This window comes from Salegentibacter profundi (genome assembly GCF_054121475.1).
On sequence record NZ_JBSYGG010000003.1, the window covers coordinates 37,781 to 58,298 of the forward strand.

General features: G+C 39.9%; 20 protein-coding genes. 7 read left to right on the forward strand and 13 right to left on the reverse strand.

Translation table 11 applies throughout. From position 1 onward, the window contains the following. The first annotated feature begins 24 nt into the window (after window positions 1-24). Window positions 25-1,140: an outer membrane beta-barrel protein gene (locus ACW6NC_RS05270; protein WP_457864149.1), complete on the forward strand. Its 1,116-nt coding sequence runs from the start codon at window positions 25-27 to the stop codon at window positions 1,138-1,140. 330 nt (window positions 1,141-1,470) lie between these two features. Here ACW6NC_RS05270 and ACW6NC_RS05275 read toward each other — a convergent pair whose 3' ends face one another. From ACW6NC_RS05275 to ACW6NC_RS05285, 3 genes are all read right to left on the reverse strand, one after another. Further along, entirely contained in the window at window positions 1,471-2,892 is a 1,422-nt protein-coding gene (locus ACW6NC_RS05275) for a hypothetical protein (RefSeq protein WP_457864150.1), read from the reverse strand. 155 nt (window positions 2,893-3,047) lie between these two features. Beyond that, window positions 3,048-3,245, reverse strand: coding sequence for a DUF1328 domain-containing protein (locus tag ACW6NC_RS05280; RefSeq protein ID WP_457864152.1), 198 nt, complete (start codon window positions 3,243-3,245; stop codon window positions 3,048-3,050). 177 nt (window positions 3,246-3,422) lie between these two features. Continuing rightward, window positions 3,423-3,869, reverse strand: a complete 447-nt coding sequence (locus tag ACW6NC_RS05285; protein ID WP_457864154.1) for an Lrp/AsnC family transcriptional regulator — start codon at window positions 3,867-3,869, stop codon at window positions 3,423-3,425. A 117-nt stretch (window positions 3,870-3,986) separates the two neighbouring features. Between ACW6NC_RS05285 and ACW6NC_RS05290 the strand changes: the two genes are divergently transcribed. Next, the gene (locus ACW6NC_RS05290) at window positions 3,987-4,388 is read left to right on the forward strand and encodes a hypothetical protein (protein WP_457864156.1); all 402 of its coding nucleotides are present in this window, start codon (window positions 3,987-3,989) and stop codon (window positions 4,386-4,388) included. Between the two features lie 3 nt (window positions 4,389-4,391). Here ACW6NC_RS05290 and ACW6NC_RS05295 read toward each other — a convergent pair whose 3' ends face one another. Both ACW6NC_RS05295 and ACW6NC_RS05300 read right to left on the reverse strand, forming a co-directional pair. After that, window positions 4,392-5,006, reverse strand: coding sequence for a MarC family protein (locus tag ACW6NC_RS05295; protein WP_457864158.1), 615 nt, complete (start codon window positions 5,004-5,006; stop codon window positions 4,392-4,394). A gap of 343 nt (window positions 5,007-5,349) precedes the next feature. After that, window positions 5,350-8,805, reverse strand: coding sequence for a methylmalonyl-CoA mutase family protein (locus ACW6NC_RS05300; RefSeq protein ID WP_457864160.1), 3,456 nt, complete (start codon window positions 8,803-8,805; stop codon window positions 5,350-5,352). Window positions 8,806-8,977: 172 nt separating this feature from the next. Here ACW6NC_RS05300 and ACW6NC_RS05305 point away from each other — a divergent pair, with 172 nt between their 5' ends. Both ACW6NC_RS05305 and ACW6NC_RS05310 read left to right on the forward strand, forming a co-directional pair. Then, window positions 8,978-9,673 (forward strand): DUF4197 domain-containing protein, encoded by a 696-nt coding sequence (locus ACW6NC_RS05305; protein ID WP_457864161.1) that lies wholly within the window; start codon window positions 8,978-8,980, stop codon window positions 9,671-9,673. Window positions 9,674-9,817: 144 nt separating this feature from the next. Continuing rightward, complete coding sequence (locus ACW6NC_RS05310; protein WP_457864162.1) at window positions 9,818-10,000, forward strand: Lacal_2735 family protein; 183 nt, start codon at window positions 9,818-9,820, stop codon at window positions 9,998-10,000. On the opposite strand, the gene ACW6NC_RS05315 is transcribed toward ACW6NC_RS05310, so the two are convergent. From ACW6NC_RS05315 to prfA, 3 genes are all read right to left on the reverse strand, one after another. After that, window positions 9,997-10,770, reverse strand: a complete 774-nt coding sequence (locus ACW6NC_RS05315; RefSeq protein ID WP_457864163.1) for an ABC transporter substrate-binding protein — start codon at window positions 10,768-10,770, stop codon at window positions 9,997-9,999. The genes ACW6NC_RS05310 and ACW6NC_RS05315 overlap by 4 nt on opposite strands. A 10-nt stretch (window positions 10,771-10,780) precedes the next feature. Further along, on the reverse strand, window positions 10,781-11,599 hold the full coding sequence (gene pyrF, locus ACW6NC_RS05320; protein ID WP_457864164.1) for an orotidine-5'-phosphate decarboxylase: 819 nt from the start codon (window positions 11,597-11,599) through the stop codon (window positions 10,781-10,783). A gap of 86 nt (window positions 11,600-11,685) precedes the next feature. Then, entirely contained in the window at window positions 11,686-12,762 is a 1,077-nt protein-coding gene (gene prfA / locus ACW6NC_RS05325; protein WP_457864166.1) for a peptide chain release factor 1, read from the reverse strand. A 143-nt stretch (window positions 12,763-12,905) separates the two neighbouring features. Between prfA and ACW6NC_RS05330 the strand changes: the two genes are divergently transcribed. After that, the gene (locus ACW6NC_RS05330; RefSeq protein WP_457864167.1) at window positions 12,906-13,046 is read left to right on the forward strand and encodes a hypothetical protein; all 141 of its coding nucleotides are present in this window, start codon (window positions 12,906-12,908) and stop codon (window positions 13,044-13,046) included. Window positions 13,047-13,051: 5 nt separating this feature from the next. Here ACW6NC_RS05330 and ACW6NC_RS05335 read toward each other — a convergent pair whose 3' ends face one another. The 3 genes from ACW6NC_RS05335 to ACW6NC_RS05345 all read right to left on the reverse strand — a co-directional run bounded on the left by ACW6NC_RS05335 (window position 13,052) and on the right by ACW6NC_RS05345 (window position 17,619). Beyond that, entirely contained in the window at window positions 13,052-14,233 is a 1,182-nt protein-coding gene (locus ACW6NC_RS05335; protein ID WP_457864169.1) for an AIR synthase related protein, read from the reverse strand. A 136-nt stretch (window positions 14,234-14,369) separates the two neighbouring features. Then, entirely contained in the window at window positions 14,370-16,556 is a 2,187-nt protein-coding gene (locus tag ACW6NC_RS05340; protein WP_457864170.1) for a glutamine synthetase III family protein, read from the reverse strand. 115 nt (window positions 16,557-16,671) lie between these two features. Then, window positions 16,672-17,619 (reverse strand): calcium/sodium antiporter, encoded by a 948-nt coding sequence (locus ACW6NC_RS05345; RefSeq protein WP_457864172.1) that lies wholly within the window; start codon window positions 17,617-17,619, stop codon window positions 16,672-16,674. A gap of 154 nt (window positions 17,620-17,773) precedes the next feature. Here ACW6NC_RS05345 and ACW6NC_RS05350 point away from each other — a divergent pair, with 154 nt between their 5' ends. Beyond that, a complete protein-coding gene (locus ACW6NC_RS05350; protein WP_457864173.1) occupies window positions 17,774-17,926 on the forward strand; it encodes an SsrA-binding protein in 153 nt (50 codons plus the stop codon). Here ACW6NC_RS05350 and ACW6NC_RS05355 read toward each other — a convergent pair. Continuing rightward, the gene (locus ACW6NC_RS05355) at window positions 17,923-18,438 is read right to left on the reverse strand and encodes an adenine phosphoribosyltransferase (protein WP_457864175.1); all 516 of its coding nucleotides are present in this window, start codon (window positions 18,436-18,438) and stop codon (window positions 17,923-17,925) included. The genes ACW6NC_RS05350 and ACW6NC_RS05355 overlap by 4 nt on opposite strands. 38 nt (window positions 18,439-18,476) lie before the next feature. After that, a complete protein-coding gene (locus ACW6NC_RS05360) occupies window positions 18,477-19,127 on the reverse strand; it encodes a flavodoxin family protein (protein ID WP_457864176.1) in 651 nt (216 codons plus the stop codon). Window positions 19,128-19,244: 117 nt separating this feature from the next. Between ACW6NC_RS05360 and ACW6NC_RS05365 the strand changes: the two genes are divergently transcribed. Beyond that, a complete protein-coding gene (locus ACW6NC_RS05365) occupies window positions 19,245-20,513 on the forward strand; it encodes a Kelch repeat-containing protein (RefSeq protein WP_457864177.1) in 1,269 nt (422 codons plus the stop codon). Window positions 20,514-20,518 lie beyond the last annotated feature (5 nt).

Sequence of the window (20,518 nt, forward strand, 5' to 3'; positions counted from 1 at the left end):
AATTTATTAAACAAGACTTTTTACATGAAAAAATTTACAATGGCAAATATCCAAAAAATATCCTATATAGGGATACTAATTACTCTTGGACTGGAACTTCAGGCTCAGGAAAACAAAAGCATTACTCCGAAAAGCTTAACTGATTTTAATATCAGCGGGAGTATCGATACCTACTTCAGGACTAATTTAAATGGCCTAAATAAATATGATGGTTATAACAATAACGGGGAATATACCTTTGAGCCCCAGGCACCACTCACCTCTTTTGCCGATGATCCTGGATTTTCTTTTGGAATGGCCAATCTGATTTTAGCTTATCAGGGGGAGAAAGCTGGGTTTGTAGCCGATCTTGTCTTTGGCCCGCGTGGAGAAGATGCAGTTTTTGCCTCTTCGCCATCCAGCAATATAGTAAACCAGATGTATGCTTACTGGAATGTTTCAGAAACCCTGAAGTTAACATTAGGAAATTTTAATACTTTCCTGGGCTATGAAGTAATTTCACCAGCTGCAAACTTCAACTATTCTACTTCATATATGTTCTCTTATGGTCCGTTTTCCCATACAGGCATAAAAGCCGATCTCAGCATAGATTATAACTGGAGCGTCATGATGGCCGTATTAAATCCTACTGATTGGACAGAGTTCAATACTATTGGAAAATATTCTATTGGTGGCCAGATAGGTTATTCTTCGCAGGCCGGTAGTACTTTTTTAAACTTATTATATGGAGAACAAACCTCTTTTTCGGACAAGGCGACTTTCCAAGCGGATCTAACTACAGGATGGGATCTAACGGAAAGCCTTTTCTTAGGCTTTAATACGACGTACAACGCTACCGATGGAGAAGGTTTTTACGGTGCTGCCCTATACCCTCAGGTTCAAACTCACACCAACTTTGCTATAGGACTAAGGGCAGAATATTTTAAAGAACTGGAAAATGATGGCCCCGTTTATGGCCCGGATACTCAAATCATTAATTTCACCCTTACAGGAAATTATTATATTGGGAATCTCATTATAAAACCTGAATTGCGGTTAGATAAAGTCAACCACAACCCATCTCCAGTTTTTACTAATAGGCACCTCAGAAGAACAGATAATCTTTCATCCTTTGTTATGGCCGCCGTTTACGCCTTTTAAAATGATTTTGTGTCTTAATCTGGGATCACGAAAAGATAGTTACCCGTTAGAGACACAAGGATTACTTGCGTTATTAAAATCAAAGTAATGGAATCACCCTCCGGTATCCTTAAGATCAAATACCGTCCGCCGGAGTAGGTGGTTTCGCCTTATAGAACGATTTAAATTCGAGCTCTGATTTTGAAATAGCTTAAACAGATTGGGATAAAAGAAAAGGAAATGCTGTATAGCCTAAAAAGGAAGTGATCTTCACTTCATAAATCTCCCTCTTACTCCTATTTTTATTGGTTTCAAATGCCTAAAGAGGCAAGAAAACAACAATCATTATGGTCAGGATTCCTTATAGTACTTGGACTCCCCGATGTATTCTTTAATTAACTCGTTATACTCCCGACTCAGTTTCAAATCCAGGATACCGTCAATCTCATATAAAGCTTCCATATCATCAAAACCCGTTTTCAAAAGGTCTTCCAGATACATTAAGGCTGTTTGATGGTCACCATCATGTCCAGCAAGGGATATAATCTTCAGGTACGCCTCAGGATCTTCCTTATCAATGGCGGTTCGCAATACACTAACAAAAATTTTTGTATCGATCCCAGCTTTACTATTCATCATGATATCAAAATAATTTCGGGAGAGTACCTTTAAATAATCCTGTAACCGGTTGTATACTTTCTTTTCAGCGAGATTCCCTTTTACATAAGACTTCTCAAGGTCTTCCATTTGGTATTCCCACCATCCAATATTCTCAAAATTATTGTTTATTACATCCATTTCCATGAGGTAACGATATTCCTCCTGCTTTTCTGCCTCCAGGTTTTCTGCTCTTCTAAAATCCCGACGTTGCTGTCTAAATGCTTTATCACCCTTTAAGGCCTTCAAAAGATTATCTACCTGCTGGGAATCGACATTAAATAGGGCGTACTTGTCCTCCATTTGTTCAAGCTTTTCATAAGCTCTGAGGTAATTTCTTTGACGGCGCAACATCTGAGCAGATCTGAATTCCTTATCGAATAACCGCTGTACAAAATCTGGATTTTTTTCCCTGAGGCCTTTTGCCATGGCATCTAAACTAAAAGCAGAAACGGCATTGTTTAACACGAAGGTATCGGGCCATTCCTCATTCGTGCCATCAAAATAGTTCATTTCCGTAGGAAACTTTTTCTCCTTATAAAAATCAGCAAAAGCTTGAAGTTTATAAAGAGCCGCATCTTCATCTCCAGCCACTCCACTAAAAAAAAATGGTTTCATCTTGTCTGCTAATTCGACGCTGCCCCAGGCATCTCCCACTGCAAGCACTCCTCGAACATCCTTGAAAATCAAAGGTGAGGCGGAGGCCAGTTGAGCTCCTTCCTTCAACCCGCCAACATAAACCAAATTGGGATCTATTGGTACGGAGATCAATAAGCGAGTAATAAGGCGATTCGCTACCTGCAGATTTGTCTGTAAAGAATTGCTATTTAAAACTTCATTAGAAGCCGCAATAATATAGCCCTGTTCTTCGGAGATACTTCTAAATAATTGGGTAGTTAGTCTGCCACGCCCCTGAGGATCAAAAATAACAAGGACAGGCCAGGCCTCTCCATTTTCAAAATCCTGCGGAATATAAATGGAAAAGGTTTCGGATATACTATCCTGCACTTTTAGAGTATCAACAACCACTCCCTTGGCTATACGTGTCTCCTGGGACCATATTGAACCAAAAGAGAGACTGATTATTAAAAATCCTAATAATAACCCTCGTTTCATATTAATCCTTTATTATAAAGATACACATTTTGTTATTTAATCTTAGTCAAGTCCTAAATTAAGGATATGGATTATTGGGACGGGACACTTCCCCAAAAAAAAAGCTTTCATCAATTTTAGAGGAAAGCTTTTTTCTTGGGGCAGAATTAAATCCTTTATTTGGTTTTCATTCGTTCTAATTTCAGTTTTTCAGAAGGAAAAATCAGTTTCGCCAGAAGAGATATCACCAATAAATCGGCAAATATCAAAAACATTATTCTTACAACTTCAATTCCGGAAAAACTCAGGCCGGTAAAGCCAATCAAGCCTGTTATTACGGCTAATATTAAAAAAACTGGGCTATATTTTCTCATAACTTATTTTTTTTTGTTGCATACAAAACTAAGCACAGATCAGTCGTATTAATATTAAGAAAATTACAATTAATCCTGATTTAACTAAAAGTATATATACGGCCCAAATATACGTTAAGGTTTACCATGAAAAGAAGGTATTTTAACAATTGTAAATCAAACTTTTTTAAAATACATTTAACCCAGGCGTCTCTTTATTGGGGCGTGCTCAATGACATTGGAAAGGATGATATGAGTTTTTATTTCACCATACGTAATTAACCTATCAATAAATTCAGTGAGATGTACCTGGTCATACAATACAACCTCCATAATAATATTCTCGTTTCCCGTGATTCGGTAACAATTAATCACTTCCCGAAATTCAACGACCTTTTCCAGAAATGGTTTTAATCGCCCCATAAAAGCTCGTAAGGTGATTATTGCTTTTAGCTGATGTCCTGTTTTGTGATATGAAACTTCGGTTTTATAACCGGAAATAACCCCGGCATCCTCCATTTTTTTCACCCTTTCTGCTACCGCAGGCGAACTCAGCCCTATTTCTCTACCAATTTCTGAAAATGATCTACGTGCATTTTTTTGAAGTTTTTCCAGGATCGCCCAGCTTAGTTCATCAAGTTGCATAATTAATGATTTTTTTTATTTTTCCTTAAATTCAAAGATATATCAAATATTTCAGCTTAAAAGCTAAAGTTGCAAATGCCTTAAACATGGTAATTTTAAAGAAAAATTACACTGACTATGGAATCGGCATTTCCTAACAATTCTTATCATTTACCTGTATATAGAAAAGCCTTAGAGATCTTTAAGATTTCCAGAGCAATTGCTTCATATTTTTCTGATGATAAGCATGTAATAGAAATGAATCTATCCACTAACCCTCAACATTTTCAGGCTGGATCATTAGTGACGGAATCCCTACAACTCGCCCCAGGAATTGCCTCCGTGGCCTGTGCTCCTAATTCAGAGTCAAAACTACAGCGTCTTAAAAACATCAAAGCTGTCGCCAGAAATCTCAAGCACCTATGTAAGAAGCTGGAGGGTTGTGGAGTTAAAGAAGTGGAGTTCCTTACCCTGCTTCGTAAAGAAATCCTTCTTTTTGATAAAATGGTTTCCGATTGGTTTCAAAACCACAAGGCTTAATTTTTATTCGAAGAAAGCTAAGTTTATTCCCTGAATCAACATATTGGTTCCGATTATCGCAATAATCAATCCCATGATTTTTTCTATTACGATAATTTTATTTTGACCTATAAAACGGACCAGGTAATCACTGGAAATAAAAGCCAGGTGATTCAGAAGCATTACAAGCCCAAACACAACTACTAAAATAGCCATATCGACATAACTGGCTGTGGTGGTATAGTTCATCGCAGTCACAATTGTACCCGGACCAGCCAATATAGGAATGGCTAAAGGTGAAATGGAAATACCCTCATTAAAATCTATTTCCGTTTGGTTATCAATACTGGACTGCTGCGCCCTTATCATCTCAAAACCCACAAAAAATACCAAAAGTCCCCCGGTAATTTTAAAGGCAGGAATGGTAAGTCCGAAAAATTCGAAAATATATTTACCCAGAATTATAAACCCGGAAACTATAATGAAAGCGGTGAAGGTGGCCTTTTTGGAAATATGCTTTTTCCTCTTCCTGTCGGCCTGTTTGGTAAGGCTCATAAAGATTGGAATATTCCCCACCGGATTATTGATCGCAAAAAAGGCGGTAAAAACTCCTATGGCAAACAACCAGAAATTTTCCATAGTTTTATCCTTTTGACACTTACGAAGTTACAGGTTAAATTTAAGAAGCCGCAAAACTAAGAGGAAAATTCAGAGTGGCAAACTAAAAGCAATAAATTTTATAAAAGAAGGAGATTCTTAAAAAACTCTCTATAAAAAAATATGGTATCTCTGCAAATGCTTTAAAATAAGATAGTTCAAAGTTTTTTCTAAGCTACCGGCTATCTTGGTTGGATAGACTTCAAAGATGTATCCTATCAATAAAAAATCCCGGTAAGGATCTACCGGGATTATGCCTTCAAGTATTATCAGCTTTTAAAACAGGTCACTGAATATCTAAATGCACCGAAAAACAAAAACTGAATTACATATTTCTTCTGTACTGGCCGCCAACTTCAAACATGGCCTGACTGATCTGCCCAAGTGAACAAACCTTTGTGGCATCCATTAGCACCTCAAATAGGTTTTTATTGTTTACGGCAGCTTCTTTTATTTTAGCTAAAGCGGCCTGGGCCGAATCCTTTTTGGCTTCATGGAGGGTTTCCAATGTTTTTATCTGGTGTTGTTTTTCCGCTTCGGTAGCTCTTATGACTTCTCCAGGAGTAACTGTTGGCGATCCTGTAGAACTCAGAAACGTATTAACACCTATAATAGGAAATTCACCGCTGTGCTTCAAAGTCTCATAATAAAGACTTTCTTCCTGGATCTTCCCACGTTGATACATAGTTTCCATGGCACCAAGGACCCCTCCCCTTTCAGTGATACGATCAAATTCCAATAAAACCGCTTCTTCCACAAGATCGGTAAGCTCTTCAATAATGAAAGCTCCCTGGATCGGATTTTCATTTTTGGTTAACCCCAGTTCTTTGTTAATAATGAGCTGTATAGCCATCGCCCTTCTTACCGATGCCTCTGTGGGCGTAGTAATAGCTTCATCGTAAGCATTGGTATGAAGGGAATTACAGTTATCATAAATTGCGTAAAGGGCCTGCAAGGTGGTCCTAATGTCATTGAAATCGATCTCTTGAGCGTGAAGTGACCTACCTGAGGTCTGGATATGATATTTCAACATCTGAGCCCTAGGATTCGCTCCGTATTTTAATTTAAGAGCCTTTGACCAAATCTTCCTAGCCACCCTTCCAATCACGGCATATTCAGGATCAATACCGTTGGAAAAGAAAAAGGATAGGTTAGGTCCGAATTTATTGATATCCATTCCCCTGCTCAGGTAATATTCTACGTAGGTGAATCCGTTTGCGAGGGTAAAGGCGAGTTGGGTAATTGGGTTGGCACCAGCTTCAGCGATATGATAACCTGAAATAGAAACGGAATAGAAATTGCGCACTTTTTCCCTTATAAAATATTCCTGAACATCCCCCATCAATCGCAGTGCGAATTCTGTAGAAAATATACAGGTATTCTGTGCCTGATCTTCTTTCAGGATATCGGCCTGAACCGTACCGCGCACAAGACTAATGGTCTTATCTTTTATTTCTGAGTAAACATCGGTGGGAAGAACCTGGTCACCCGTTAAACCGAGTAACATCAAACCTAAACCATTATTGCCTTCAGGCAGCTCGCCTCTATAGACGGGTCGGTCAATATTTCGGTTGTCGTAAAGCTCTTCAAGTTTGGATTCCACCTTATCCTGCAAACCGTTCTCTATTATATACTTTTCACATTGCTGATCGATTGCAGCATTCATGAAAAATCCAAGCAGCATTGGTGCAGGCCCGTTAATGGTCATACTCACAGAGGTAAAAGCATCAGCAAGATCGAAACCAGAATAAAGTTTTTTGGCATCATCAAGACAACAGATAGAGACCCCTGAATTACCAATCTTCCCATAGATATCAGGCCGATGGTCCGGGTCGTTCCCGTAAAGGGTTACCGAATCAAAAGCCGTTGATAGTCTTTTGGCCGGAAGTCCCAAACTCACATAATGAAAACGCCTGTTTGTACGTTCTGGCCCTCCTTCTCCGGCAAACATCCGAGTGGGATCTTCCCCTTGGCGTTTAAAGGGATAAAGCCCTGCAGTATATGGAAATTCACCCGGCACATTTTCCTGTAAACACCATTTTAAAATATCACCCCACGCTTTATACTTTGGAAGAGAAACTTTAGGAATTTGGGTATGGGAAAGGGATTCCGTATGGGTGTCTATTTTAATCTCCTTATCACGAACCTTAAAACTGTAAACCGGTTCTCTATATTTGGTAACCTTTTCCTGCCATCCCAGGATCATCTCCCAGTTATAAGGATCAAGATCCATCTTCACTCTGTCAAATTCGGCAAATAAAAGCTTAATAAGGCTCTTCTGCTCATCCCCAGCATTTTCAAAGATTTCCTCCTGTTCAATTCCGTGTTTAGACAGGAAATTATCCTGATCTTTATCCATTATAATTCCTGAAACTGATTCTATGGTTTTAAAAATTCCATAGAGTTTCTGGGCTACTTCTGCCTGGCTAGATGCTTTCTCATCATAGGCTCTATTATTTTCAGCAATTTCCGAGAGGTAACGGGTGCGTTTTGGCGGGATGACAAAGATTTTCTCACTCATTTCTGCAGAAACCTCAAAGTTCGACTTAAGGTCAACATCGGTCTTTTCCACGATTTTGTCCATGACTTCCCGATAAAGCGTATTCATCCCAGGATCGTTGAACTGAGATGCAATAGTTCCATACACAGGAAGATTACCTGGTTTTTCATCCCAGAGTTGATGATTACGCTGGTATTGCTTTTTGACATCCCGAAGAGCATCCTGTGCACCCCGCTTATCGAATTTATTGATAGCCACCAGGTCGGCAAAATCAAGCATATCGATTTTTTCCAGCTGGGTGGCTGCCCCAAATTCAGGGGTCATTACATATAAAGAAACATCAGAATGATCCATAATCTCAGTATCGCTCTGCCCAATTCCTGAAGTTTCCAGAATGATCAAATCAAATCCTGAAGCTTTTAAAACTTCCACGGCTTCCGCCACGTGTTTGGAAAGTGCCAGATTAGATTGCCTTGTGGCCAATGAGCGCATGTATACCCGGGAATTATTGATCGAGTTCATCCTGATCCGGTCTCCCAGGAGCGCACCACCGGTCTTTCTTTTTGAGGGATCGACTGAAATTATCCCGATATGCTTATCTGGAAAATCCAGCAAGAACCTGCGAACGAGTTCATCCACGAGACTTGATTTTCCAGCCCCTCCAGTACCAGTTATTCCAAGGACGGGAATCTGACAGTTTTCCAACTGCTTTCTTAAAGGATTAAAATGTTGAAGAAATGCATCGTGTTTATTTTCAGCAAGGGAGATGAGCCTGGCAATAATATTAACGTTCTTATCTTTCAATAAGTCAGCAATAGAATCCCCGGCGGTAATATCGCCGTGCGCCTCATCAGCTAATTTCACCATATCATTAATCATCCCTTGTAGCCCCATTTCACGGCCATCATCGGGAGCATAAATTCGTGTAATTCCATAATCCATCAACTCCTTGATCTCCTCGGGAAGGATAACTCCGCCCCCACCTCCAAAAATCTTGATATGGCCAGCTCCGTTCTCCTCAAGCAGGTCATACATATATTTAAAATATTCTATATGACCACCCTGGTAGGAAGTCATGGCAATGGCCTGGGCATCTTCCTGAATCGCACAATTCACCACCTCTTCAACACTTCGATCGTGACCCAGATGGATCACCTCAACACCGGTTGCCTGAATGATGCGACGCATAATATTAATGGCTGCATCGTGGCCGTCGAAAAGAGAGGCTGCGGTTACAATTCTTATTTTATTTTTAGGTTTATATGGGCTCTGTTGTTCCATTTGTAATGATATCGAATTTTAGGTTCCGCAATTTACGAAAATCGCAAAGAAATTAGAGTTGGATTAACATTTTTCAGGCTAACTCCTAAGCTTGCTAATTGTAACCTGGAGATCCCAGATCAAAGCCTACTGCACTGAAATATTATTGATATCTTTGAACAAAATCAAGGTTATGAAAAAGTTTTTTGCCCTGTTAAGCATTTTCAGTTTTTATTCCTGTGCAGAATTACAGCAAATAGCCCAGGAATATCCAGTTGGAGTCACGGACACCGAAATTGCTTCAGGCCTGCGAGAAGCCTTAGATTATGGTATCGATAAACAAGTTACCAAGCTCACAGAAGAAAATGGGTTTTACGGCAATGAACTTGTAAAGATCGGCTTACCAGAAGAACTCCAAAAGGTAGATAAAACCCTAAGAGATGTTGGTCTTGAGGTTCTTGCCGATGAGGGCTTAAAGGTCCTCAACCGTGCTGCGGAGGATGCAGTAAAACAGGCAACTCCAATCTTTGTAAACGCAGTAAAGGACATTACCTTCTCAGATGCACGTGATATTCTAATGGGAGGTCAGACTGCAGCTACGAATTACCTGAATAATAAAACCGAAAAACAACTCTACGCTAGCTTTAATCCTGTAGTTAAACAATCCCTTGACAGGGTTGGCGCTACCGAAGTCTGGCGAAATATTATCAACCGATACAACAACCTTCCTTTGACCGGAAATGTTAATCCTGATTTGGTTGACTATGTCACTTCAGAGGCCCTGGACGGGGTTTTTACTATGATAGCCATAGAAGAGAAGCAAATAAGGGAGAATATTACAGCCAGAAGAACAGCTTTATTAAAAAAGGTCTTTTCTTTACAAGACTAGGTTTAGATCCCATGATTTCACGTGTTTATCCTAATTTTTTAACAACTAAAATGCTTATCAAAGGTATTTTACAATAAGCTTAACCAAAGCTTAGCACAACTTATGCAAGCCTGAATTTATCTTTGCATGCGAAATGTAGATGCTATGTTTAAGATATTTGAAACAAGAACAAAGGAGGAATGCATGTGCGATAAATACAAACAACTTATGCATCGTGCCTATAAACTTGCCTTAACCGACAAGGAGGAAAGTGATCGGTTAAATGAGAAGGCTTGTAAAATACTGGATGAATTACAGCGAATGAAATATGACAAAATAGATTATTAAAAGGACAAACTTTTAAAATAATCCATAGCTTCTAATAAACGGGAGCCATACCAACTGAAATATTCCCCGTCTACCAAAACTATTTCTGTTCCTACACCTTCAAAAAACCCCATATGTTTTTCGGAAAAAGGATATGGCTCGGAAGATAATAATATTATATCTGGTTTTTTAGCCTTTAGCTCCTCAAGACTGGTCTTTGGATACCTGTCCTCCTGATAGACGTTTTCGAAGTTATTCAGGTGGAGAAGGGTATTTATAAAGGTATCTCTCCCTGCAACCATCAGTGGTTTTTTCCAAATTACATAGGCTACTTTTCTCGCAGGGTTTCCTTTATTAATATCCTGCAGAACTGAAATTTTCCTTTCAATGGATTTTACCATCGTTCTGGCAAATGCTTCTCTTCCAAATATCCGGCCATATTGCAACATCATCTCAAAGGCATCTCCAACCTTTACAATATCCGAAACATGAACAGGCGCTATTTTTCCCAGAGCCTCAACCATTTCAGCTGTATTCTCTTCTTTATTGCATAAAATGAGGTCAGGCTTTAAATTTTTAACCTTTTCAATATCGACCTGCTTGGTTCCACCCACGACCTTTTTAACGCTGCGAAGCGCTTCAGGGTGAACACAAAATTTGGTAACACCTACCAGGTTGTCTTCCAGACCCATATCTATGAGAAGTTCGGTCTGGCTAGGCACCAAAGATACCACCCGCTTCGGAGTTCTGTCTATTAGGATCTTTCGTTGAAGCTGGTCCCGTAGTTCCATGGAAGTGTTTTTAAAGTTGCCGTAATTCTTCCGCCATCTGTCGTTGAAGAATTTCAGCTTTGGCTCCGGCGATTTCTGCAAAATTAGAAGACTCAGAAGAATAGATAATCTTCCTTGAAGAGTTTATCAAAAGTCCAACATTTTTACTCAACCCGTATTTACACACGTCTTCCAGCTTCCCACCCTGAGTACCTACCCCAGGTACCAAAAGAAAATTTTCAGGAATGATTTGCCTGATCTCAGTGAGGAATTCTGCTTTTGTTGCTCCTATTACATACATAAGCCTTTCAGCATTTTCCCAGGTTTGAGAGACTCGAATGACTTTTTTATATAATTCTTCCCCATCTATTTTTTGAGTCTGAAAATCAAAAGCACCTTCGTTAGATGTTAATGCCAGGAGAATGGCATGTTTATTTTCAAACTCAAGAAAGGGTTCCACAGAATCCTTCCCCATATAAGGCGCCACAGTCACCGAATCAAAACCTAAGTCCTTTAGAAAGGTTTTAGCATACATTCGGGAAGTGTTTCCTATATCTCCCCGTTTGGCATCAGCAATAGTATAAATTTCCGGATACTGATGATGCAGGTAATCTATTGTCTTTTCCAAAGCCTTCCAACCATCTATTCCTTCAGCTTCATAGAAAGCGATGTTGGGCTTATAGGCCACACAAAATTTATGGGTGGCATCGATAATGGCCTTATTAAAACTAAAAATAGGGTCTTCCTCAGAAAGCAGATAGGTCGGAATTTTCTCCAGGTCCACATCCAATCCTACACATAAAAAAGATTTTTTCTTAAATATTTGTTCGGTGAGTTCTTGATTGGACATTCAAACGGGTTTTTTGGGAGATTAATTGGGAATTGGACTTTTTATAGCGAACTTAACTCTAGAATACTAAAGCAAGAGGCACAGTTTTAGAAGACATCAGAATTTTCCTTGAGCTTTTCAGTATTTTCTACAAGTTGCAATTCATCAATGATCTTTTGAATATCACCATTTATAATATTACCTAGGTCATAAAGGGTTAAATTGATACGGTGATCGGTAACCCGTCCCTGGGAATAATTATAGGTACGAATTTTGGCGCTTCGGTCTCCGCTGGACACCATAGAATTTCTTTTGGCAGCATCGGCTTCCTGCTTTTTGGCAAGTTCCATTTCGTATAACCGGGAACGAAGTACCCTAAAAGCCTTTTCTTTATTTTTATGTTGTGATTTTTGGTCTTGACACTGAGCCACAAGCCCGGTAGGCTCATGGGTTAGCCGTACCGCTGAATAGGTAGTGTTCACGGATTGGCCGCCCGGCCCCGATGAACAGAAATAGTCTATTCGAACATCCTTCGGGTCTATTTCTACATCAAATTCCTCGGCTTCTGGCAATACCATTACCGTAGCAGCAGAAGTATGAACCCGACCCTGAGTTTCAGTTTGCGGCACCCGCTGTACACGGTGAACTCCAGCTTCAAATTTTAGCGTTCCGTATACATCCTCACCGGTAACTTCAAAGATCATCTCTTTAAAACCCCCACTGGTACCTTCGCTAAAATCTACAATATTACTTTTCCAACCTTTGCTTTCAATATATTTAGTGTACATGCGGTAGAGGTCTCCGGCAAAAATACTGGCCTCATCCCCACCGGTACCGGCACGAATCTCCATCACCACGTTTTTGGCATCATCAGGATCCTTCGGCACAAGCATCATTCTGATTTTCTCTTCCAGTTTGGGGAGTTCTTCTTTTGCCTCTTCCAACTGCATTTTAGCCATTTCGGTCATTTCAGCATCACTGCCATCGGCAATGATCTCTTCGGCCTCTTTAATATTATTGGTGAGTTCCAGGTACTTAGTGCGCTCATCCATAAGCGCCCTAAGGTCTTTATACTCTTTGTTTAATTCTATATATCGTTTCTGATCTGAAATCACATCAGGTTGAATGATAAGATCATTCACCTCATCAAAACGCTGCTTTACTATGTTAAGCTTCTCAATCATATAAATCCCACTGATTTTAGGATAGCAAATTTACGATATTTTAGGCGATTTCAGGTAATGGGAATTTTTAACAAAAATCAGGTCATTTTTGAATTTCGGAAATCAACTTCAGCCATTTTTTCATAACTTTAAAAACAGCTTTTGTGATCACCGATCACCTTTATAAGGAAATCCAGGAAATTGCCGATGATTTATACTTTCTAAAAAAGGGCTGTACCCAACTTATCACAAGTTCTCGGCAATTAGAAGAATTAGAATATATAAACCCAGATGATTTTAATTAGAATTTCTAGTTATACTGAAACTCTCCAAACTCACTTTTAATACTTAATTTCTTTTCCTGGGAAGCTTCTACCCTTCCTATTATCTGAGCGTCGACTTTAAATGATTTTGAAATTTCAATGATTTCTGAGGCGATCTGCTCTTCTACATAAAGCTCCAGCCTGTGCCCCATATTAAACACCTGGTACATCTCTTTCCAGTCAGTTTTGCTTTCCTGCTGAATAAGCTTAAACAAGGGAGGAACTTCAAAGAGGTCATCTTTAATAATGTGCAGGTTCTCTACAAAATGAAGAATTTTTGTTTGTGCGCCCCCGCTACAATGCACCATTCCGTGAATTTCCTTATTGCTGAATTTTGAAAGGATCTTTTTAATTACTGGAGCATAGGTACGGGTGGGTGAAAGCACCAGTTTCCCCGCATCAAGCGGAGCATCCTTTACGCTATCGGTAAGTTTCTTTGATCCGGAATAGATCAAATCTTCTGGTATCCCATTATCAAAACTTTCGGGATATTTGTCCGCTAAAATTTTAGAAAACACATCGTGTCGTGCCGAGGTTAAGCCATTGCTACCCATTCCACCGTTATATTCCTTCTCGTAAGTTGCTTGCCCAAAAGAAGAAAGGCCCACAATCACATCTCCCGGTTTTATATTGGCATTATCGATCACTTCACTTCGTTTGATTCGCGCAGTTACAGTAGAATCCACGATAATGGTTCTTACCAAATCACCAACATCAGCGGTTTCACCCCCGGTGGAATGAATCTCCACTCCAAACTCTTTAAGATCCTTAAGCAATTCTTCGGTACCGTTGATAATTGCAGAAATCACTTCTCCCGGAACCAGGTTCTTATTTCTTCCAATAGTAGAGGAAAGCAAAATATTATCGGTAGCACCGACACAAAGTAAATCGTCTATATTCATGATAAGGGCATCCTGGGCGATACCTTTCCAAACCGAAAGATCACCGGTCTCTTTCCAATACATATAGGCCAAGGATGATTTTGTGCCGGCACCATCGGCGTGCATAATAAGGCAATATTCTTCATCTCCGGTAAGATAATCGGGTACTATTTTACAGAATGCCTGAGGAAACAACCCCTTATCTACATTCTTTATCGCGTTATGCACATCTTCCTTTCCTGCTGACACACCTCTTTGGGCGTAACGTTTACTGGTTTGCTGGCTCATTGTGTTATGTTGTTGAGGGCTCAAATATAAGGAGAATACCAATTTTTAATACCTCAGAAGCCTACTAATTTTAAGCACAAAAAAACCACGAACTTCAAAAAGCTCGTGGTTTATAACAGATTTAACCCAATCTAATTTACCTGGTGAACAGAAGTTCCCGGTATTTTGTCAATGGCCATAGTTCATCGTCTACCATAAGCTCAAGTTTATCACAATGGTATCGGATTTCATCAAAATATGGTTTTATCTCATTACAATATTCAAAAGCACGTTTTTCTGGATCTTCAATTTTATTGGCGACTTTCCTAGCCTCAATCATCTCATTTACTTTACTATTAATTTTAGCAATATGTGCTGAGATCTTCTCTATAATATCCAGTTGCTCATTAGAGTGTTTTTTAAAGTCTTCATTGTATATATGCTTAAGACCTTCTACATTCTCAATAAGCAAATTTTGGTATCGAATCGCCGTAGGAATCACATGGTTTCTGGCTATATCTCCAAGAATCCTACCCTCAATCTGAATTCGCATAGAATACTCCTCCAGTTCAATGTCATGACGAGCCTCGATCTCGACCTTATTCATCACGCCCATTTCCTTATAAAGATCGATAGTCTTTTTGGAAACCAAGGCTTTTAATGCTTCCGGAGTAGAGCGATTATTACTCAAACCTCGTTTTTCAGCCTCTTCCTCCCAGGCCTGTCCATAACCGTCTCCTTCAAAACGAATTTTCTTGGATTCTTTGATGTATTCTCTTAATACATTAAAAATGGCATCATCCTTTTTCATCTTTTTGCCTTTTATCAGCTCATCAACTTCTTTTTTAAAGTCCTTAAGCTGTTTGGCCACGATCGTATTGAGGACGGTCATCGGGTTGGCACAGTTCGCAGTAGATCCGACCGCTCTGAACTCAAATTTATTTCCGGTGAAGGCAAAGGGGGAAGTACGGTTCCTATCGGTATTATCAAGAAGGATCTCCGGGATCTTTCCGACCACATTGAGTTTCAGGTCCGTTTTCTCCTGTGGCGAGAGTTTGCCATCGGTTACTTTTTCCAGTTCATCAAGGACTTTGGTAAGTTGTGATCCTATAAAGGTTGAAATAATTGCAGGTGGCGCTTCGTTAGCCCCAAGCCTGTAATCGTTTGAAGCACTGGCTATAGCTGCTCTTAATAATTCTTCGTTATCATGAACCGCTTTTATCGTATTGATAAAAAAGGTTAAAAACTGAAGACTTTTCATCGGTGTGGAACCTGGCCCTAACAGGTTTGTACCAGTATCAGTACTTAATGACCAATTGTTGTGTTTCCCACTTCCATTGATTCCTGCAAAAGGCTTTTCATGGAAGAGTACTTTAAAATTATGCCTCTCGGCCACCTTAGACATCACATCCATCAATAAGGAATTATGATCCACTGCCAGATTAGCTTCCTCAAAAATAGGGGCAAGCTCAAACTGGTTAGGTGCCACTTCATTATGGCGAGTCTTGACCGGAATTCCCAGTTTCATACATTCTATTTCAAGGTCTTTCATAAAGGAAAGCACCCGTGTGGGTATAGAACCAAAATAATGGTCGTCAAGCTGCTGACCTTTTGCTGGAGAATGACCTAGTAGAGTACGTCCTGCCAACTGCAGGTCCGGTCGTGTACTGGCAAGGGCAGAGTCTATAAGAAAATATTCCTGTTCCCATCCCAAGGTAGCCTGAACCTTAGTTACATTTTTATCAAAGTACTTCGCCACTTTGGTGGCCGCATGGTCCACGGCCTGTAAAGCACGAAGCAAAGGAGTTTTATAATCCAGGGCTTCTCCGGTATAACTCACAAAAACGGTAGGAATACAAAGGGTGGTTCCCCAAATAAAAGCAGGAGATGTAGGATCCCACGCAGTATAACCCCTGGCTTCAAAGGTATTTCTTATTCCGCCACTTGGGAAACTGGATGCATCTGGTTCTTGTTGAACAAGCTGCCCACCTCCAAATTTTTCAATTGCACTTGTTGGTCCAACAGTTTCAAAGAAAGCGTCGTGCTTCTCGGCTGTAGTACCGGTTAAAGGTTGAAACCAGTGGGTATAATGAGTAACGCCTTTGGAGATCGCCCACTCTTTCATCCCTGTTGAAATATGATCGGAAACACCGCGGCTAATCTTGGCGCCTGTTTCAATAGCGTCTTTTACATTTTGGTAAGCTTCCTTGGTAAGAAACTGACGCATCACATCTTCATTAAAAACATTGGTCGCGAAGATTTCAGATCTTCTTGGAGGCTCTTCCACCTGTACCGGTTTGCGGTTAAAGGTCTGTTTAATTGCCTCAAATCGTAAAGTTGACATATTGTGCTGTTTGATTTAATTTCCGCACCAAATGTAACTATTTTTGAGACACCCCCTCCAAAAATTAGGGGTTAAGATTTAATTTTTTAACTTTTATTAATATAACCCCCTAATTTTATCCCAAAAATGCAAGACCCACAAAAATTACATATCCTATAAACAATATGACACCTTTATACCTGCTTAGAATATACTGTTTAGGTAAAAATGCCAGGGGAATTAACACAAAAGCAATAGCGATCATCCAAAAAATATCATTGGAGAGGATTTTATCGGATTGTAAATAGATAGGTTGGATGAGTGCTGTGATACCCAAAACCGAGGCGATATTGAAAATATTCGAACCAATTAGATTCCCAAGAGAAATTGCTTTCTCCTTCTTCAAAGCTGCAATTACCGATGCCGCAAGCTCCGGAACACTAGTTCCAATGGCGATCATGGTTACTGAAATCACGCGTTCGCTTACCCCTAAAGCTGTCGCAAGATCGACTGCCCCGGTAACCAATAGTTCTGATCCGCCCCATAGGGTGAGGCCACCGATTATTAACCAGAGGATCATTTTGAAATTCGAGGTTTCTTTCAAAGACTCATCAATTCCTTCCACAGGCAGTTCAACCTTTTTTCTAGAGCGATAAATAAGTAAGACCAGGTATATCGCCAAACCGATAATAAGGGCTAATCCCTCCAGGCGAGAGATGTTTTCCCCGGATCTTAGAAAAAAATAAAGGGCCAAGGAGAAAATCATCATAACAGGCCAGTTAAAACGATAGAACTCCCTGTCCACAGCCAAAGAAGAAATAATGGCCGTAATTCCTAAAACCAGGCCAATATTGGCCACATTAGATCCAATCACATTACCCAGGGAAATATCCGAAAACCCATCAAGAGCTGCCTGCAGACTCACGATTAATTCAGGTGCTGAAGTAGCGAAGGAAACGACCGTAAGTCCGATCACCATACGGGAAACCCTTAATTTAAAAGATAAAGCCACTGCCGCTCTCACTAAAAATTCTCCTCCAACTACTAAAAGCGTCAGTCCAATTAAAATAAAAAGTACACTCATTGATATTTTTTTTGCGAAGATAAAAGAAACTGGGGCCCTGAATAAAACAAAATTTTAAAGTTTCTTAAGAAGAAAAAACCGCTTTCAACACTCCTGATCCAAACCTTCCCTATTCTTTGATTTTCAATATCTTTGGAAAAAACTAACAGGACTCATGAAAAAGAAAATCTTTAAAATGCTTTCTAAATTCAATAAAAAGGTGTTGCCGAGTTATTCCAAAAAACAACTTGATTTGCAGAAAGCCAATAAATTACAGATGGCAATTATTGGTTGGAAACTCTGGGTGACAAAAAATGCCCTCGATTAATACCTCAGAAGTGATTCCACCTGATATTTTTTCAATTTTTCGCGTCCGCTTAGAAAGCTTATTTCAACCAGGAAATTACACTGCACTATTTCTCCGCCAAGTTTCTCAACAAGCTTGCAGGCAGCCAATGCTGTTCCCCCGGTAGCCAGTACATCATCGTGAATCAACACCCTTTCTCCTTTTGCAATAGCATCCTGATGAATTTCCAATGAATCGCTCCCGTATTCCAGTTCATAGGTCTCTTTATGTGTTTTATAAGGGAGTTTTCCAGGTTTTCGGATTGGGATAAATCCAGCATTGAGTTTTTCGGCTAAAAGCGTTGCGAAAAAAAATCCGCGGGATTCCACACCGATTACTTTATCTATTTTTTCACCCTTTAAGTTTTCAATGAAGGAGGCTACCGCGAAGCGCATGGCTTTTGGGCTTTGTAGCATTGGGGAAATATCTTTATAGACTACCCCCTTTTTCGGAAAATCAGGGATATCTCTTATGTACTGATCAAGATTTATCATAAGCGCAAGATAAGAAACCTCCCTAATTGCAGGAAAACCTATTTGCTCATTTTTTTTGCTTTGTTTTCCAGTTCTTTCACATTGGTAGGATAGGGTGATTCTTTTAGGGTTTTTGCCAGATGTACCAAATTATTTACCATAAGCAGCATCATGTTGTTGGTAAATTCGTGTTTATTCCCCTCAGCTTCGATATAACTGGGTCCGGGTCCGGCCTTTCCTACATAATAGCAAAATGCATTCACCGGAATACTGAACCCCTGTTCGGAAAGATCAAAAAGTATACTGGAAATTGCCTTTTTAGCCCCGTCTTCGTTCCCATCTACCATGACCCCGGCTACTTTATTATAGGTTGGGTATTGCCCGTTGCTATCATTTCCTTCCTCCATAATTCCATCAAATCGCTCAACAACCAATTTAGCCACGGCACTTCGGTCACCACGCCAGATCGGGGTCCCCATTACAAGAATATCAGCTTGTTTTACCTTTTCAAGAATACCAGGCCACTGGTCCCCTTCCCCTTCATCTGAGGTATTACCGAAAGCTACTTCATGATCAACCACACGAATAATTTCAGTTGCTACACCATGGTCTTTAAAGACCTTTTCGGCTTGTTCAATAAAGGCTTCAGTATTTGAAGTTTTTGGAGATTTCTTTAAAGTGCAATTTAGAAATAATGCTTTGAGTTCCATGTTCAATTATTTTTGTTACCTGCAACTTATTAAAATTAATAGCTAAATGCAGTTAAAGAAGGCTTAGACTTATGTTATAAATTAGCTAACTTTCAGCTAATTTATAATTCTTAAGAAATGAAGTTGTTCTCCTTATGTTTTTATCTTTTATTTTTTATCCCGGTTTTCGCACAAAACTGGAAAGAGTTACCTGCTGAAAATAAGCCGATTCACAGGCACGAAAATGCCATGGTTCAAGTAGGGAATGAATTATTTCTAATTGGTGGAAGAGGCCAAAAACCAATTAACCGTTACCATTTGAAATCGACCAAGTGGTCCGAGGCTTCCAAACCGCCTCTGGAAATCCATCATTTTCAGGCTGTAGCTTTAGACGGGCTAATCTATGTAATTGGGGCCTTTACGGGACCCTGGCCTTACGAAACACCGGTGCCTAATATCCTGATCTATGACCCCAATGAAGATGTATGGGTTATAGGGCCTGCAATACCTCAGGGTCGCCGGCGGGGCGCAGCAGGAGCAAGTGTTTACCAGGACAAAATTTACCTTTCAAACGGAATTATTAACGGACACGACTCCGGCTGGGTGAATTGGTTTGATCAATATGACCCCTATGCTAATAGGTGGAAAATCTTACCCGGTTCACCCGTAGCAAGAGACCATTTCCAATCAATAATTATAGATAACAAGCTCTTTGTGGCCGGTGGTAGAAAATCTGGCAGTGTTCCCGATAATGGATTTGCCGGTACGGTAAATCAAACCGATGTCTATGATTTTAAAAGTCAACAGTGGAAGACTTTTGCAGATATTCCCACTCCCAGGGCTGGAACAGCTGCAGCCATTTTTAATAATAAACCGGTTATTCTTGGTGGGGAAAGCCCAAGTCAGCAAAAGGCTCATGAGGAAGTAGAACAATTTGATTTTGAAACCAGGACCTGGACTTCCCTACCTAATATGCAATTAGGCCGACACGGCACTCAGGCCATTTCCACCGATAGTAGTATTATTATAGGTGCTGGAAGCGGAAATCGCGGGGGAGGCCCGGAACTTAATGATTTTGAAATATTTGCTGCTGAAAAACATACTCTTACCACTGATACCCTTGAACAAGGTAGACTAATGGCCTCAGCAGAAAAAGTTGATTTCACCAATTCTTCAGAAGTAATAAAAATTGAAAACACTGGAGACACCGCACTTTTATTAAGCTATCTTCAAACAGACAGCCCTGAACTTTTCGAAATCATAAGTAAAGAAGCACTTCCATTTGTCATTGCCCCCAACTCGAGTTTTGATATCGAAATAAATGCTTTACAAACAGGAGAAGGGAATTTATATATTAAATCCGCAGGAAAATCGGCACCCCTGACAGTCAGGTTAACCCGCCGGTGAGCATC